A 15862-nucleotide genomic window follows, 5' to 3' on the forward strand; every position below is an offset into this window, starting at 1 on the left:
ATTTTATACTGTAAAGATACATTTAATGTTTGTGAAGTTGTTCTATGAATTGAGCCGTTTGTTCTAAGATGAAATCGGGCTGTTCTTTATGTGGAGTATGTTTAGCATTAGGAACGATTAATGCTTTTGCCAAAGTATTTTTTAATATACTTTTAATCTGCTCTTCTGTACCAAATTCATCATATTCACCTTGTAAGACTAATATTGGACATTGTATTTTTGGAATAAACTCTTCAATGTTCCAGTCTCTGAAGGAAGCATCTAACCAAGTTTCGGTCCATGCTTTAAACATCGACTCTGTTTTAGCACCATGATATTTTTCTAGTTTTCTTTTCAAATCGTTATTTTGATAAGCTTCCAGAGCATCCTGAATCCCTTTGATGGTGATTTCCTCTACAAATAGATGGGCACCTTCGGTTATAATAGCTTTAATGGTTGCGGGATATTTGGCTGCTGCAAGTAAAGCAATAGAACCACCATCGCTATGTCCGAAAAGAATAGGATGTTTGATGTTTAATTTTTCAAGTAGTTCTTGCAAAAGATCTGCTTCAAGTTCAAGGTAGTCTTTTTCTCTTTTAGAATAACTAAAATCACAAGATTGACCATAACCTTGCCGGTCATAGACTAAAATGTTGCATTGTGTTCGTGTTGCTAAAAGTGAGGGGAAGTCTCGCCATAAGGTAATGCAACCTAATGAATCATGAAGAAACACCAATGTAGGTAACTCTGGGTTTTTAATCTCTTGGTAGTAGGCTATAGGTCCTACAGATAAGTCGATTTTTTGAATCATTTTGTTTAAAGCATAAAAAAACGCTCAAAAAATGAGCGTTTTAATGTTTTACTTGTTCTGTTAAAGACTAAGCTTCAAATGGAACTACAGAAACGAATGACTTGTTGTCACTTTTTTTCTGGAATTTCACAACACCGTCCACTTTAGCATGTAAAGTGTGATCTTTACCCATGTAAACATTTTCACCTGGGTTGTGTTTAGAACCTCTTTGTCTTACAATGATGTTTCCAGCCATAGCAGCTTGACCACCAAAAATCTTAACGCCTAAACGTTTCGATTCTGATTCTCTACCATTCTTAGAACTACCGACACCTTTCTTGTGAGCCATGATGTTATCTTTTAAATATTATTCTTCAGTTTTTGTTTTTTTAGTTGCTTTCGCTTTTGGTTTTGCTTCTTCAGCACCTTCTGCTACTTCAACATCAGCTTTTTTAGTCGCTTTTTTCTTAGCTCCTGAAGCTGAAATACCCTCAATTAAAATTTGAGTTAATGATTGTCTGTGACCGTTTCTTTTTTTGTAACCTTTTCTTCTTTTCTTTTTGAAAACGATTACTTTATCACCTTTTAAGTGTTGTAACACTTTGGCTTCTACTGAAGCACCTTCTACAGCTGGGGCGCCTAAAGTGATGTTCCCATTGTCATCTAATAAAAGAACTTTGTCAAAAGTAACATTAGTTCCTTCTTCTGATGCTAAACGGTGAACAAAAACTTTTTGGTCTTTGCTTACTTTAAATTGTTGCCCTGCTATCTCTACGATTGCGTACATAACAATAATGTTTATTAAAATTTTAAGGTTGCAAATATACAATTATTTATTTAGTAGTCAAGCATATCGAATAAAAAATACTTTAGGTTTTTAAATTTTCATTCTTTATAGGAGTAGTTTTCTTTTTTCACAGATTCAATCTACCTTTGTCTTTTAATTTTTGACATGTTTTTAATCGATACTCATACCCATTTATATTCTTCTCAATTTGCTGAGGATAGAGATCTTTCTATTCAGAATGCGATTCAAAATGGAGTAACACGTTTTTTTATTCCCGCTATCGATTCATCCTACACCTCTCGTATGTATGAATTGGAAGTGCAATATCCAGAAAATGTCTTTCTTATGATGGGATTGCATCCTTGTTATGTGAAGGAAAATTATCTGGAAGAATTAGCCCATGTTGAATCGGAATTGGCCCGTAGGAAATTTTATGCTGTAGGTGAAATTGGCATCGATTTGTATTGGGATAAAAGTACTTTAGAAATTCAAAAAATTGCCTTTCAACGTCAAATTCAATTAGCCAAGAAATATCAATTGCCTATCAATATTCATTGTCGAGATGCATTTGATGAAATTTTTGAGGTTTTAGAATTGGAAAAAGGAGAAGACTTATACGGTATTTTCCATTGTTTTACTGGAGATTTAGAACAAGCTCAGAAAGCCATTTCTTATGGACTTAAATTAGGTATTGGTGGTGTGGTAACTTTTAAAAATGGTAAAATTGATCAGTTTCTCCATGAAATCGATTTGAAACATATTGTTTTAGAAACCGATGCGCCTTATTTGGCTCCAGTTCCTTATAGAGGGAAACGAAATGAAAGCGCATACATATCGTTGGTAGCTCAGAAATTAGCTAGTATTTATAATTTACCTGTAGAAGAAGTGGCGCGTATTACCACTCAAAACGCGTGTTCGATTTTTGGAATATAACGTTGTATTTACAGCGGTTTCAAAAATTATTCGTTCTTTTGTAATAGTAAAAGTATTCTGAAATGTCAAAATTTGATGCCATCCGACCGTATTATGATGCCGAAGTAAATCAAGCTATTCAAATGGGAATTAATCATCCTATCCTGAAAGCCATGATGCAATTCACTTTTCCTGAGGTTGACGAAGAAATTTGGAAAGCTCAACTTAAGAAAACGCATTCTATACGCGATTTTCAGTGTAATTTTATTTATGAATCCATTCAAAAAGTGCTTCAAAAAAGTTCCGATGGATTAACGACTTCTGGTTTTGAAAAGTTAGAACCAAATACAGCGTATCTATTTATTTCGAATCATCGGGATATTATTTTAGATACCTCGTTACTTAACATTTCTTTGTTCGATCACGGATTAGTCATGACAGCCTCGGCTATTGGTGACAATTTAGTGAAAAAAGATTTCCTTCGTTCATTGTCTAAATTAAACCGCAATTTTATTGTACAACGTGGATTGTCACCAAGAGAATTGTTGCAAAGTTCACAACTTCTATCTGAATATATTGAACAATTATTATTGCGTGAAAATCGTTCTGTTTGGATTGCGCAGCGTGAAGGAAGAACCAAAGATGGTAATGACGCAACCCATACCGGTGTGCTAAAGATGTTGTCAATGGCATCGGGAGGAAGTGATATCATGGATTATTTTAAAAAGTTGAAGATTGTCCCGGTGGCAATTTCTTATGAATATGATCCAACTGATGCTCTAAAGATGCCGCAACTGATGGCCGAAGCCAATAAAGAAGTTTATGTAAAAAGTTCTAACGAAGATTTTAATAATATTCTAGGTGGAATTTTGGGGCAAAAAAAACGAATCCATATTCATGTGAGTGATGTTTTAGAGAACGAATTGGATTTTATCAAACAGGAATTCACAAATCCTAATAAACAAATTCAAGCCTTGGTTCAGGTTGTTGACGAAGCAATCCTAAAATCATATCATTTATGGCCAACGAATTTTATTGCTTATGATATTTTGAATAATACGAATCGGTTCACCGAAAAATATACCGAACATGAAAAATCGTTGTTTGAACGTCGATTAGAAATGAGAATTGATAGTCACAATCAACAAATGAAAGAAAGTTTCCTAGCCATGTATGCTAATCCGGTACTGAATAAGTTAAAATATGATGATCAACTCTAAGCCAAAAATCCTTCTGATTTATACCGGTGGTACTATCGGTATGGTAAAAGATTTTGCAACCGGTTCGTTGAAGGCTTTCAATTTTAGTAAACTCCTCAAGAACATTCCAGAATTAAAATTGCTGGATTGCGAAATTGCAACGGTCTCTTTCGAAATTCCTATCGATTCATCTAATATGAACATTCAGGAGTGGATTAAAATGGCGGAGATTATTAAGATCAATTACGAAGCTTACGATGGCTTTGTGGTGTTACATGGTTCAGATACCATGTCTTATTCGGCTTCTGCTTTGAGTTTTATGCTTGAAAATTTAGCGAAGCCCGTTATTTTTACAGGATCTCAGTTGCCAATAGGTGATTTGAGAACGGATGCCAAAGAGAATTTGATTACGGCTATTCAAGTCGCATCATTACAACATAAAGGAAAACCAGTCATTGCCGAAGTGTGTTTGTATTTTGAATATAAATTATACCGTGGTAATCGTACGACCAAAATTAGTGCAGAACATTTCAATGCTTTCACTTCGCCCAATTTTCCTTGTCTAGTTGAATCTGGAGTACATTTAAAAGTAAATGAAGAATTGCTTTTGCCGTCTTCAGTTAAAAAATTAGATGTGCATACCAATTTTGATGATAATGTAGCCATAGTAAAAATCTTTCCAGGTATTAATTCGAATGTTGTAAAAGCCATACTTTCCGCTCAAAATCTAAAAGGAATAGTTTTAGAAACGTATGGTGCGGGTAATGCTCCCACAGAAGAATGGTTTGTTGATTTGTTGCAAGAAGCTATTGATAAAGGAATTTATATTGTGAATGTGACACAATGTTCGGGAGGAAGTGTAAATATGGGGCATTATGAAACGAGTTCACAATTAAAGAAAATTGGGGTGATTTCAGGAAAAGATATAACTACCGAAGCGGCGATTACTAAATTGATGTATTTATTAGGACAAAATGTTGCAGGGCCTGTTTTCAAAACTATTTTTGAAACTTCACTCAGGGGTGAGATGAGTTAGGATAAAGGTGTTGAAGTAGTTTTTTTTGAATTTTCTTGAAATTTATATTTTAAAATTCGTTCTTTGCAAAACAAAATAGAGAGGTGTCCGAGTGGTTGAAGGAGCAAGCCTGGAAAGTTTGTATGTGGGTAACTGCATCGAGGGTTCGAATCCCTTCCTCTCTGCACAAAAAAAACCGGAATTTAAGTTCCGGTTTTTTTTATCTATTTATTATTCGCTTTTTTCTTCTTTAGGCGCTTCATTCAATGGAGATCCTACCGGTGTTCCGCAAACATGACCCGGTTGCCCGTGCGGGGGATTCATGCCTGGTTTTGTTTCAGTAGCCGAAGTACTCAATAATGCAGGAGTGCTGCTTTGTGCTGGTGTTGTGGAGTAATTTGTTGTAGAACCATTAGTATTAGTGGTATTGGTTGTTGTTGGATTAGGTTTTGAATTCAAAGGTTGACCAACCGCAATATCACATCGGTGCCCGGGTTGACCGTGTGGAGGATTCAATCCTTTAGCCGTTTTAGCAGCTGTCGTTGTCATTTGTGGGGTCACTTGGATATTTTGTGTGCTAACATTATTTTGGGTTTGCCCTGTATTTTGATTAGCGGTTGTTGTTTGATTTGAATTTAATGGAGCTCCCACAGCAATATCGCATCGGTGGCCGGGTTGGCCATGTGCTGGATTTAATGGGCCTGTCGCCTGATTTTTACCGTTGTTTGACGGAGTTGAATTTGTGGTTTGCGTAGGATTCGAAATGGTAGAACTTGTGTTTTGTTCTGCTCGTATCGCTTTTGAAGTTTCTTGTGGTTGTAAATCTTCCTTACAAGAAAGTAAAGCAATGCTTAAAAGGAGACTGTAATATTTAAAAGCCATAATTTTATATTTGATTTTCAAATATACTCTAAAATTTATTCAAAAAAAATCTCAGTTTTAACTGAGACTATTTGTTTGGTTTTACCAAAAATGCATTTGGATATTTTTTCTTCAACTCAGCGAGTTTTTTCTCGGCATCAATTCTTTTTTTGTAATTCCCAACCCATACTTTATATATTGGAGTGTTAAAAACAATAGTTGCATCAACATTTCTATTGTTTTTTCTAAATTCTATTAGCGTTTTTTTGGCAGGTTCACTTTCTCCAGTAAATATCTGAATTTTGAATCGATCGTTTACATTTAGAGAGCTGTTGATCTTTCTTTTTTCAGATAACAATTGCTCAAATTTTGGATCTTGTTTGATAGTGGTTTTGTCTTCTTGAGAAAAGCAATTGATTGACAATAAAAGGGTTAAAATAGTGATAATAGAGGTGTTTAAAAAATTTAAAATTTTCATAAAGGTTAATTTTTAATACAAATGTACACTATTGCAATTAAAGCTATTGGCGAAACATTATTTAGAATAATTATAAATTGGTATTTAAGGTATGTTTAAGGTTTTGAGAATAGTTGATTAGTTGTATTTTTGTCGGAGTTTTTAAATGGCATATACCGTTTAGTACACAAAAAGTATTGAAAAAATTGTGCCAAACTTAGATGTTAATCATTTAATATATGAAAAAAGTGGGAAACCATAAATCGATTTTTAAAGTAGTAACGTTAAGTTTATCGTTATTATTATCTGTGTCTTTAAGTTCATTTGCTCAGGACCCTGCTGCTTCGGCTCCTGCTCCTGACGCTGCCGCTGCCGCCGCTCCTGCTGCAGGAGGTGATGCTGCTGCTGGTAAAACGTTGTTTAATGCGAATTGTGCTGCTTGTCATAAGTTAGATGATAAAATGACAGGGCCTGCTCTACGAGGTGTTGCTGAACGCAGAGATAGAGCTTGGTTGATAAAGTGGATTAAAGATTCGAAAGCTTTGATTTCTTCGGGTGATGCTGATGCAGTGAAGGTTTTTGAGGAGTACAACAAAGTTCCGATGACTGCTTTTCCTCAGTTATCAGACGTTGATATTGATAATATCTTAGCGTACACTTCTCAGCCTAAAGAAGAGCCAAAAGCTGCTGCTGCAACTCCAGGTCAGCCAGGTCAGGCTGCTGAAGGAGGTTTGTCTAACTCGGTTGTGTTAGGTTTATTAGCGGTTGTTTTAGCTGTTTTGGTGGTAATGTTGTTAATGGTTAACAATGTGTTGACTAAAATTGCACGTGCCAACGGTGTTGATGTTGCTGATAAGAAATTTTCAGTGATGCCTTTGGTGAAAGCCTTTGTTAAAAATCAGTTCTTAGTTTTAGTATCTACAATTTTAATGCTGTTGATTGGGGCTTACTTTGCGTACGGTTATTTAATGCAAATTGGAGTTGATCAAGATTATGCGCCTATTCAACCTATTCATTATTCTCACAAAATTCACGCTGGTGATAATGGTATTGATTGTAAATACTGTCACTCTGCAGCTAGAACTAGTAAAAATGCAGGTATCCCTTCATTGAATGTTTGTATGAACTGTCACAAAAACATTTCAGAGTTCCAAGGTGATCCAGATTCAACTTATGTAGAATACACTAAAGAATTCTATACTGCTGAAATTCAAAAATTATACGATGCAGTAGGATGGGATAAAACAGCTCAAAAATATACTGGAAAAACTAAACCGGTTAAATGGGTTAGAATTCACAACTTACAAGATTTTGTGTATTTCAATCACTCACAACACGTTTCGGTTGCGGGAATCGAATGTCAGACTTGTCACGGACCTGTTGAAACGTTTGAGGTTATGAAACAACATTCTCCATTAACAATGGGATGGTGTATTAACTGTCACCGTGAAACTAACGTGAAAGTAGAAGGTAATGCTTACTACGAGAAAATTCACGCAGAACTTTCTAAGAAATACGGTGTAGATAAGTTAACTGCTGCACAAATGGGAGGTTTAGAATGTGGTAAATGTCACTACTAATTATTTATTAAGAAGCTAATATTTATATACAATATGTCATCAAACAAAAAATACTGGAAAAGTGTTGAGGAGCTAAACGAAAATAGCTCTATTGTTGAGACGCTTAGAAATAACGAGTTTGTAGAAGAAATCCCTACGGATGAATTCTTAGGTGATGCTGCATCGTTAGCATCTTCTAATACAACACGTCGTGATTTTCTTAAGTATGTTGGATTCAGTACTGCAGCAGCTACTTTAGCCGCTTGTGAGGGTCCAGTGCATAAGTCAATTCCTTATGTAGTTCAACCGGAAGAAATCATTCCTGGTGTGGCGGATTATTATGCTACATCTTTTTCGGATGGTTTCGATTTTGCTAATGTTTTAGTAAAAACTAGAGAAGGTCGTCCTATCAAAATTGAAAATAATAAAATTGAAGGAGCAAACTTTCATGCTAATGCACGTGTTCACGCGTCGGTTTTGTCTTTATATGACAGTCTTCGTTTGAAAAATGTGAAAATTGCTGGTAAAGATGCTTCTTGGAATGAAGCGAATTCTAAAATCAAAGAAAGCGTTGCGGATGCAAAAGCTAAAGGAGCAAAAGTTGTGTTATTAACTAATACTACGGCTTCTCCTTCAACTGACAGATTAATTGGTCAGTTCTTGGCTCAAAATCCAAATGCAAAACATGTTGTATATGATGCTGTTTCTTCATCAGAAGCTTTGGATGCTTTCCAAATGGTTTATGGAGAAAGAGCTTTAGCAGAATATGATTTTTCAAAAGCTAATGTAATTGTTTCTGTTGGTGCTGATTTCTTAGGAGATTGGCAAGGTGGAAACTATGATGCGGGTTATGCTCAAGGACGTATTCCTCAAAACGGTAAAATGTCGCGTCATTTCCAATTTGAGTCTAACATGACATTATCTGGTGCAGCTGCTGATAAGCGTGTTCCAATGACTGTTGCGACTCAAAAATTAGCATTGGTTAAAATATATAGTATAGTAACTGGTGCTGCTGTAGCTGTTGGTAAATTCGATGGTGAAGCAGAAGTTATTAAAGCGGCTCAACAGTTAAAAGCTGCTGGAGCTAAAGGTGTTTTAGTTTCTGGTATTGAAGATAAAAATGCACAATTGTTAGTATTAGCGATTAACCGTGCATTGACAAGTGAAGCTTTCAATCCAGCTAACTCACGTCAAATTAGAAAAGGAAATACAGCTGAAGTAAAACAGTTAATTGCTGACTTAAAAGCTGGAGCGGTTCATACTCTTATTATGAGTGGTGTTAACCCAGTATATTCTATGCCTAATGGAAAAGAGTTTGCAGAAGCATTAAAGAAAACAAAACTTTCAGTTTCTTTCACTATGAAGGAAGATGAAACAGCGTTATCTTCTACAATTGCTGTTGCTGCTCCTCATTATTTAGAATCTTGGGGCGATGTAAGTATAGTAAAAGGGCAATATGCCATTACACAACCTACTATTCGTCCTTTATTTAGTACAGTACAATTCCAAGATGCTTTATTGTCTTGGACAGGTAATGTTCAAACGTATTACGATTATATCCGTTCTTCTTGGTCTGGTGCTAAATCATGGAATCAATTGGTGCACGATGGTGTAGTTTCAATGGAAGTTGGTGCTGGAGCAGGTACAGGTGCAGATTTCAATGCAGCTGCAACGGTGTTAGCGGGTACTAAATCTACCGGAACAGAATTAATTTTATATACTAAAACCGGAATGGGTGATGGTCAACAGGCTAACAACCCATGGTTACAGGAGTTCCCAGATCCGATTACTCGTGCTTCATGGGATAACTACTTAACAGTTTCGAAAAGCGATGCTCAGGCATGGGGATTAGAGAACTGGAATGTTGCTAATGGTGGATTGAACGGAAGTTTAGCTACTTTAACAGTTAATGGAGTTAAATTAGAAAACGTACCGGTAATGATCCAACCAGGTCAAGCAAAAGGAACTGTTGGTTTAGCTTTAGGATACGGTCGTAAAGCGTCATTAAAAGAAGAAATGCAAGTTGGTGTTAATGCTTATGCGTTGTACCAAGGTTTCAATAATGTACAAACCGTTACTGTTGCCAAAGCTGATGGAGAGCATGAATTTGCTTGCGTACAGTTACAAAAAACATTAATGGGTCGTGGAGACATCATTAAAGAAACTTCATTAGAAATTTTCAATACTAAGGATGCTGCAGAATGGAATATTATGCCAGTGGTATCTTTAGATCATAAAGAAGTTCCTGCAAAATCAGTAGATTTATGGGAGTCTTTTGATAGATCAATTGGTCACCATTTCAACTTGTCAATCGATCTTAATGCTTGTACCGGATGTGGTGCTTGTGTTATCGCTTGTCACGCTGAAAACAATGTACCAGTAGTAGGTAAATCTGAGGTGAGAAGAAGCCGTGATATGCACTGGTTGCGTATTGATAGATACTATTCTTCTGAAACTACTTTTGCTGGTGATAATAAAGTGAAAGGTGAAAGCGATGGATTAATCGATACGATTTCTACACTTAGCGGTATGGAAGATCCTTCAGAAAATCCACAAGTTGCTTTCCAACCAGTAATGTGTCAGCACTGTAACCACGCTCCATGTGAAACGGTTTGTCCGGTAGCTGCAACTTCTCACGGTCGTCAAGGTCAAAACCAAATGGCTTACAACCGTTGTGTAGGTACTCGTTACTGTGCAAACAACTGTCCTTACAAAGTTCGTCGTTTCAACTGGTTCTTATACAACCAAAATGATGAATTCGATTTCCATATGAACGATGATTTAGGACGTATGGTTATCAACCCTGATGTGAATGTACGTTCTAGAGGGGTTATGGAAAAATGTTCTATGTGTATTCAAATGACACAAGCTACTATCTTAAAAGCTAAAAACGAAGGTAGAGAGGTTAAAGATGGTGAATTCCAAACTGCTTGTTCAAGTGCATGTACCTCTGGAGCTATGATATTTGGTGATGTTAATGATAAAGACTCTAAAGTTGCTAAATTAGTAGAGGACAGCAGAGCTTATCATTTATTAGAGCACATTGGAACAAAACCAAATGTGGTTTACCAAGTAAAAGTTAGAAATTAATATTAATAAGAAATAAGATAAAGGATTATGTCGTCTCATTACGAAGCACCTATCAGAAAACCTTTGGTACTTGGAAGTAAAAGCTACCACGATGTAACCGTGGATGTGGCACGTCCGGTTGAAGGTAAAGCTAATAAACAATGGTGGACAGTATTTTATATAGCTCTTGCTGCCTTTTTATGGGGATTGAGCTGTATGATTTATACCATTACCGAAGGTATCGGTACATGGGGATTAAATAAAACAGTAGGTTGGGCTTGGGATATCACTAACTTCGTTTGGTGGGTAGGTATCGGTCACGCTGGTACGTTAATCTCAGCTGTATTGTTGTTATTCCGCCAAAAATGGAGAATGGCTATTAACCGTTCTGCAGAAGCTATGACTATCTTCTCGGTAGTTCAGGCAGGTTTATTCCCAATCATTCACATGGGTCGTCCATGGTTAGGTTACTGGGTATTACCTATACCAAATCAATTTGGTTCATTGTGGGTAAACTTTAACTCTCCATTATTGTGGGACGTATTCGCAATCTCAACGTATTTATCGGTTTCATTGGTTTTCTGGTGGACTGGTTTATTACCTGACTTTGCAATGCTACGTGATAGAGCGGTAACTCCATTTACAAAACATATTTATTCTGTATTATCATTCGGATGGACAGGTAGAGCTAAAGACTGGCAACGTTTCGAAGAGGTTTCTCTTGTATTAGCTGGTTTAGCAACACCATTGGTACTTTCAGTACACACTATCGTATCATTCGACTTCGCTACTTCTGTAATTCCAGGATGGCATACTACAATCTTACCTCCTTACTTCGTTGCAGGTGCGATTTTCTCTGGATTCGCAATGGTAAACACATTGTTAATCATCATGAGAAAAGTTTGTAATCTTGAAGATTATATCACAATCCAGCATATTGAATTAATGAACATCGTAATCATGATTACAGGTTCTATTGTAGGATGTGCTTATATTACAGAACTTTTCGTTGCTTGGTATTCTGGTGTTGAATATGAACAATACGCTTTCTTAAATAGAGCAACTGGTCCTTACTGGTGGTCATACTGGGCGATGATGACATGTAACGTGTTTTCTCCACAGTTTATGTGGTTCAAAAAGTTAAGAACTAGTATTATGTTCTCTTTCATCATCTCAATTGTTGTAAATATTGGAATGTGGTTTGAGCGTTTCGTAATTATCGTAACTTCTTTACACCGTGATTACTTACCATCATCATGGACAATGTTCTCTCCTACATTTGTTGATATCGGTATCTTTGTGGGTACTATTGGTTTCTTCTTTGTATTATTCTTATTGTACTCAAGAACTTTCCCTGTAATTGCTCAGGCAGAGGTAAAAACTATCTTGAAGACATCGGGAGATAACTACAAAGCAGATAGAGAAAAAGCAGGTCATAATCACGATAATCACTAATACGTCATGAGTAATAAAGTAATACATGCACTATATAATGATGATGATGTTTTAATGGATGCCGTTAAAGCAACTCGTAAAGCTCACCATCATATTGAAGAAGTCTATACGCCTTTCCCAGTTCACGGTTTAGACAAAGCTATGGGATTAGCACCAACAAGAATCGCTATTTGTGCTTTCTTGTATGGTTTGACAGGATTAACTTTTGCTACTTGGTTGTTAAATAATATCATGATTAGTGATTGGCCACAAGATATTGGTGGTAAACCAAGTTTTAGTTACCTTCAAAACATGCCTGCATTCGTGCCGGTAATGTTTGAAGAAACAGTTTTCTTCGCAGCTCACTTGATGGTAATCACTTTTTACATGAGAAGTAAATTGTGGCCATTTAAAAAAGCTGAAAATCCAGATGTTCGTACCACAGATGACCATTTCTTAATGGAAGTTTCTGTTAATAATAATGAAGATGAACTAACTTCTTTCTTACAAAGTACTGGAGCGGTAGAAGTTAAAGTAGTTGAAAAGCATTAATAATATTATGAGAAGAGTAGTATATTCACTTACAGCTTTAATGGGGTTATCTTCATTACTGTTTTCATGTAAAGATGATCAAAAACCGAATTATCAGTTCTTTCCGAACATGTATGAGTCGGTTGCTTATGAAACTTATTCGGAATCAGATGCTTTTAACTCACCGAATGGATTGAAACGTAAAGAAGGACAATTACCGGCTGAAGGTACAATTAAAAGAGGTTTTGAAGTTTACGATTTGCCAAATACCCCTGAAGGTTATGAGGCTTCTAAATCTTTACAATCTCCTTTAGATTCTTTGTCTTCAAACATGGAAAAAGGTAAAGAATTGTACAATATTTACTGTCTTTCTTGTCACGGAGATAAAGGTGACGGAAAAGGTAAATTGGTACAAAGAGAAAAATTCTTAGGTGTACCAAGCTATAAAGACAGAGCTATCACTGTTGGAACTGTTTTCCACGTAGAAACTTACGGTCTAAATGCAATGGGTTCTCACGCTAATCAATTGTCTAAAAAAGAAAGATGGCAAGTGGCAGAATACGTGATGAAGCTTAAGTCTGAATTATAATTGTAAAACACACGATATATAAGTTATGTATACATTATCAAGCAAAATAAAAAACCTTTCAATTGTCCTTATGGTTTTAGGCCTATTAGGAATTGGTTATGGTTTTTTCAGTGCACCAAAGAATACTGAAGATGTAGAAAAAATATTAGCTGCTGATGCTCATGGAAGTCATCATGGTGCAGTTGCTTCTCATGAAGCAGCACCTGCTTCTGCTGAGAAGAACGAAACTCACCATGAATCAGTGACAGTAAAAGATACACTTGCAACTCAAGAACATGCAGTAGATTCTGTTATTGCTCATGCGGAAGCACCTGTAGCGGATCATGCTAAAAAAGCACACGATGCAACGAGTCATGAGGCTCACGCTGATGAGCATGCAGAACACGTAGAGCATGTTTTACATCAATTGCAAAACAAACCATGGTCAGCATTGTACATAGGAGCATTGTTTGTGTTCTTAATCTCTCTTGGAGTGTTAGCTTTCTATGCAATTCAATGGGCTGCTCAGGCTGGTTGGTCTCCTGCTTTATTTAGAGTAATGGAAGCTATTACTGCTTATTTGGTTCCAGGAGGTATCATAGTGTTTGTTATTTTGGTTTTATCTGGAGTACATATCAACCATTTATTTGTATGGATGGATCCTGAAGTAGTTGCTGAAGATCATTTAATACAAGGAAAATCTGGATATTTGAATGTTCCTTTCTTCTTGATTAGAGCTGCTGTATATTTAGCTGGTTGGATTTTATACCGTTCATACACTCGTAAAAATTCAATAGCTTTAGACAATACTGGTGATTTATCTTTCTACAAAAAGAATTTTAAAGCTTCAGCTGCGTTCCTAGCGTTTTTCTTAGTCTCTGAGTCTATGATGGCTTGGGATTGGATTATGTCAGTTGATCCTCACTGGTTCAGTACATTATTCGGATGGTATGTATTTGCTAGTTTCTTTGTGAGTGGTATCACTGTAATTGCTTTGATAACTTTACATTTAAAATCTAATGGATATTTAGAGTTTGTCAACAACAGTCATTTTCATGATTTGGCTAAATTTATGTTCGGTATTTCTGTATTCTGGACTTATTTATGGTTCTCTCAATTTATGTTGATGTGGTATTCTAATATCCCAGAAGAGGTGACTTATTTCAAAATGAGAATTGAACATTTCAATTTACCTTTCTTTGGTATGGTTGTAATGAACTTTGTATTCCCATTATTGATTTTAATCAACACAGATTTCAAACGTGTTCCTTGGATTATCACAATGGCAGGTATCGTTATTTTATGTGGTCATTATTTAGATTTCTATAATATGATTACTCCTGCTACAGTTGGTGAAAATTGGTTTATTGGTGCCGCTGAGATTGGTTCGGTAGCATTCTTTGGAGGATTGTTCTTATTTGTTGTATTTAATGCTTTAACTAAAGCTCCTTTATTAGCAAAAGGTAATCCACTAATTGAAGAAAGTAAGCATTTCCATTATTAATATTTAAACAAGAAAACAGATGACAAGTTTGTTGGTGATAACAGTTTTAGTTTTATTATCAATTGCTATTTGGCAAATGACTAAAATTTTCGACTTAACTCAAGTAGGCGCTTCAAAAGAAGATTCGCAAATTGCTACTGACAATGATAATAATGTACAAGGATATTTAATGTTCGGTTTTCTTGCATTCCTATATATCTTCATGATATATGGTTTGTTTAAATGGGGACCATTAGTTTTGGGTACTCCGGCATCGGAACACGGTCCTGATTACGATAACTTGATGTATATTTCCTTAGCAATTATATTTTTAGTACAAGCTATTACACAGGTTTTATTACATTATTTTGCTTTCAAATATAGAGGGGCTAAAGATAAAAAAGCGTTGTATTATGCTGATAATGACAAATTAGAATTTATCTGGACTATTATTCCTGTAGTAGTATTAGCTGGTTTAATTCTTTACGGTTTATACACATGGACTAACATTATGTTTGTTGATGAAGATGAAGATGTAATGGTGGTTGAATTGTATGCTAAACAATTTGGATGGGAAGCTCGTTATGCTGGAAAAGATAACGTTTTAGGAAAAGCTAACGTACGTTTGATTGAAGGTGTAAACACCATGGGAGTTGACATTAACGATCCGAATGCTCAAGATGATATTGCAGTTTCTGAATTGCATATACCTAAAGGGAAAAAAGTATTGTTTAAAATGCGTTCACAGGATATCATTCACTCGGCTTATATGCCTCATTTTAGAGCGCAAATGAACTGTGTGCCTGGTATGGTTACTCAGTTTGCTTTCACTCCTACTTTGACTACAGACGAGATGCGTCAAGATCCTAATATTATTGCAAAAGTTGATAATATTAACAAAATTCGTTCTGCTAAAAGTGCTCAGTTAGTAGCTGAGGGTAAATCTCCTCTTGATCCTTACACTTTTGATTACTTATTATTATGTAACAAAATTTGTGGTGCTTCTCATTACAACATGCAAATGAAAATTGTAGTGGATACACCTCAAGAATTTCAAAATTGGTTAAAAGACAAAGGAACTATTGTTAAAGCTGTAAAAGAAGAAAAAGCAGCTAAAGAAGCTGAGAAAAATGCTGCTAAAGCACCAACTCAAGCCAAAGTAGCTGACACTGCATTAGTGGCTACAGCAGATGACAAAGTAGTAGTTAATAAATAATT

Annotated in this window: 15 protein-coding genes and 1 tRNA gene; 11 read left to right on the top strand and 5 right to left on the bottom strand. The window is 35.8% G+C overall.

The features are described 5' to 3' along the window. Positions 1-22: 22 nt before the first annotated feature. The 3 genes from NAT50_RS07775 to rplU all read right to left on the bottom strand — a co-directional run bounded on the left by NAT50_RS07775 (position 23) and on the right by rplU (position 1556). Positions 23-790, bottom strand: a complete 768-nt coding sequence (locus tag NAT50_RS07775) for an alpha/beta fold hydrolase (RefSeq protein WP_250592666.1) — start codon at positions 788-790, stop codon at positions 23-25. Between the two features lie 67 nt (positions 791-857). Further along, entirely contained in the window at positions 858-1118 is a 261-nt protein-coding gene (gene rpmA, locus NAT50_RS07780) for a 50S ribosomal protein L27 (protein WP_250592667.1), read from the bottom strand. Between the two features lie 18 nt (positions 1119-1136). Next, positions 1137-1556: a 50S ribosomal protein L21 gene (gene rplU, locus NAT50_RS07785; protein WP_250592668.1), complete on the bottom strand. Its 420-nt coding sequence runs from the start codon at positions 1554-1556 to the stop codon at positions 1137-1139. Positions 1557-1721: 165 nt separating this feature from the next. On the opposite strand from rplU, the gene NAT50_RS07790 reads away from it, so the two are divergent. From NAT50_RS07790 to NAT50_RS07805, 4 genes are all read left to right on the top strand, one after another. Then, positions 1722-2489 (top strand): TatD family hydrolase, encoded by a 768-nt coding sequence (locus NAT50_RS07790; RefSeq protein WP_250592669.1) that lies wholly within the window; start codon positions 1722-1724, stop codon positions 2487-2489. Positions 2490-2551: 62 nt separating this feature from the next. Further along, positions 2552-3688, top strand: a complete 1137-nt coding sequence (locus tag NAT50_RS07795) for a 1-acyl-sn-glycerol-3-phosphate acyltransferase (RefSeq protein ID WP_250592670.1) — start codon at positions 2552-2554, stop codon at positions 3686-3688. Continuing rightward, entirely contained in the window at positions 3678-4703 is a 1026-nt protein-coding gene (locus tag NAT50_RS07800; protein WP_250592863.1) for an asparaginase, read from the top strand. Before NAT50_RS07795 ends, NAT50_RS07800 begins: the two co-directional genes overlap by 11 nt. A gap of 77 nt (positions 4704-4780) precedes the next feature. Then, a tRNA-Ser gene (locus tag NAT50_RS07805) sits at positions 4781-4867 on the top strand. 46 nt (positions 4868-4913) lie between these two features. On the opposite strand, the gene NAT50_RS07810 is transcribed toward NAT50_RS07805, so the two are convergent. Both NAT50_RS07810 and NAT50_RS07815 read right to left on the bottom strand, forming a co-directional pair. Then, positions 4914-5564 (bottom strand): hypothetical protein, encoded by a 651-nt coding sequence (locus NAT50_RS07810; protein WP_250592671.1) that lies wholly within the window; start codon positions 5562-5564, stop codon positions 4914-4916. Between the two features lie 67 nt (positions 5565-5631). Beyond that, on the bottom strand, positions 5632-6021 hold the full coding sequence (locus NAT50_RS07815) for an SPOR domain-containing protein (RefSeq protein WP_250592672.1): 390 nt from the start codon (positions 6019-6021) through the stop codon (positions 5632-5634). A 218-nt stretch (positions 6022-6239) separates the two neighbouring features. Between NAT50_RS07815 and NAT50_RS07820 the strand changes: the two genes are divergently transcribed. Genes NAT50_RS07820 through NAT50_RS07850 form a run of 7 tightly spaced genes read left to right on the top strand, consistent with a single transcriptional unit; the run spans position 6240 to position 15860 of the window. After that, positions 6240-7580 (top strand): c-type cytochrome, encoded by a 1341-nt coding sequence (locus NAT50_RS07820; RefSeq protein WP_250592673.1) that lies wholly within the window; start codon positions 6240-6242, stop codon positions 7578-7580. Positions 7581-7613: 33 nt separating this feature from the next. Further along, the gene (locus tag NAT50_RS07825; protein ID WP_250592674.1) at positions 7614-10649 is read left to right on the top strand and encodes a TAT-variant-translocated molybdopterin oxidoreductase; all 3036 of its coding nucleotides are present in this window, start codon (positions 7614-7616) and stop codon (positions 10647-10649) included. Between the two features lie 27 nt (positions 10650-10676). Further along, positions 10677-12083, top strand: a complete 1407-nt coding sequence (gene nrfD / locus NAT50_RS07830; protein ID WP_250592675.1) for an NrfD/PsrC family molybdoenzyme membrane anchor subunit — start codon at positions 10677-10679, stop codon at positions 12081-12083. Positions 12084-12089: 6 nt separating this feature from the next. Continuing rightward, a complete protein-coding gene (locus tag NAT50_RS07835) occupies positions 12090-12614 on the top strand; it encodes a DUF3341 domain-containing protein (protein ID WP_250592676.1) in 525 nt (174 codons plus the stop codon). A 7-nt stretch (positions 12615-12621) separates the two neighbouring features. After that, positions 12622-13182: a c-type cytochrome gene (locus NAT50_RS07840; protein WP_250592677.1), complete on the top strand. Its 561-nt coding sequence runs from the start codon at positions 12622-12624 to the stop codon at positions 13180-13182. Positions 13183-13207: 25 nt separating this feature from the next. Further along, entirely contained in the window at positions 13208-14665 is a 1458-nt protein-coding gene (locus tag NAT50_RS07845; protein WP_250592679.1) for a quinol:cytochrome C oxidoreductase, read from the top strand. Positions 14666-14684: 19 nt separating this feature from the next. Continuing rightward, on the top strand, positions 14685-15860 hold the full coding sequence (locus tag NAT50_RS07850; protein ID WP_250592681.1) for a cytochrome c oxidase subunit II: 1176 nt from the start codon (positions 14685-14687) through the stop codon (positions 15858-15860). Positions 15861-15862: the final 2 nt, after the last annotated feature.

The organism is Flavobacterium luminosum, assembly GCF_023635005.1.
GTDB classification, from domain to species: Bacteria; Bacteroidota; Bacteroidia; order Flavobacteriales; family Flavobacteriaceae; genus Flavobacterium; species Flavobacterium luminosum.

What these genes read in the sequence shown, in the direction of transcription:
- NAT50_RS07810 (WP_250592671.1), bottom strand. Translation starts at nt 5,564, where the DNA reads ATGGCTTTTAAATATTACAGTCTCCTTTTAAGCATTGCTTTACTTTCT.
- NAT50_RS07775 (WP_250592666.1), bottom strand. Translation starts at nt 790, where the DNA reads ATGATTCAAAAAATCGACTTATCTGTAGGACCTATAGCCTACTACCAA.
- NAT50_RS07840 (WP_250592677.1), top strand. Translation starts at nt 12,622, where the DNA reads ATGAGAAGAGTAGTATATTCACTTACAGCTTTAATGGGGTTATCTTCA.
- NAT50_RS07850 (WP_250592681.1), top strand. Translation starts at nt 14,685, where the DNA reads ATGACAAGTTTGTTGGTGATAACAGTTTTAGTTTTATTATCAATTGCT.
- NAT50_RS07845 (WP_250592679.1), top strand. Translation starts at nt 13,208, where the DNA reads ATGTATACATTATCAAGCAAAATAAAAAACCTTTCAATTGTCCTTATG.
- NAT50_RS07835 (WP_250592676.1), top strand. Translation starts at nt 12,090, where the DNA reads ATGAGTAATAAAGTAATACATGCACTATATAATGATGATGATGTTTTA.
- NAT50_RS07815 (WP_250592672.1), bottom strand. Translation starts at nt 6,021, where the DNA reads ATGAAAATTTTAAATTTTTTAAACACCTCTATTATCACTATTTTAACC.
- NAT50_RS07820 (WP_250592673.1), top strand. Translation starts at nt 6,240, where the DNA reads ATGAAAAAAGTGGGAAACCATAAATCGATTTTTAAAGTAGTAACGTTA.
- NAT50_RS07790 (WP_250592669.1), top strand. Translation starts at nt 1,722, where the DNA reads ATGTTTTTAATCGATACTCATACCCATTTATATTCTTCTCAATTTGCT.
- NAT50_RS07825 (WP_250592674.1), top strand. Translation starts at nt 7,614, where the DNA reads ATGTCATCAAACAAAAAATACTGGAAAAGTGTTGAGGAGCTAAACGAA.
- rplU (WP_250592668.1), bottom strand. Translation starts at nt 1,556, where the DNA reads ATGTACGCAATCGTAGAGATAGCAGGGCAACAATTTAAAGTAAGCAAA.
- nrfD (WP_250592675.1), top strand. Translation starts at nt 10,677, where the DNA reads ATGTCGTCTCATTACGAAGCACCTATCAGAAAACCTTTGGTACTTGGA.
- NAT50_RS07795 (WP_250592670.1), top strand. Translation starts at nt 2,552, where the DNA reads ATGTCAAAATTTGATGCCATCCGACCGTATTATGATGCCGAAGTAAAT.
- rpmA (WP_250592667.1), bottom strand. Translation starts at nt 1,118, where the DNA reads ATGGCTCACAAGAAAGGTGTCGGTAGTTCTAAGAATGGTAGAGAATCA.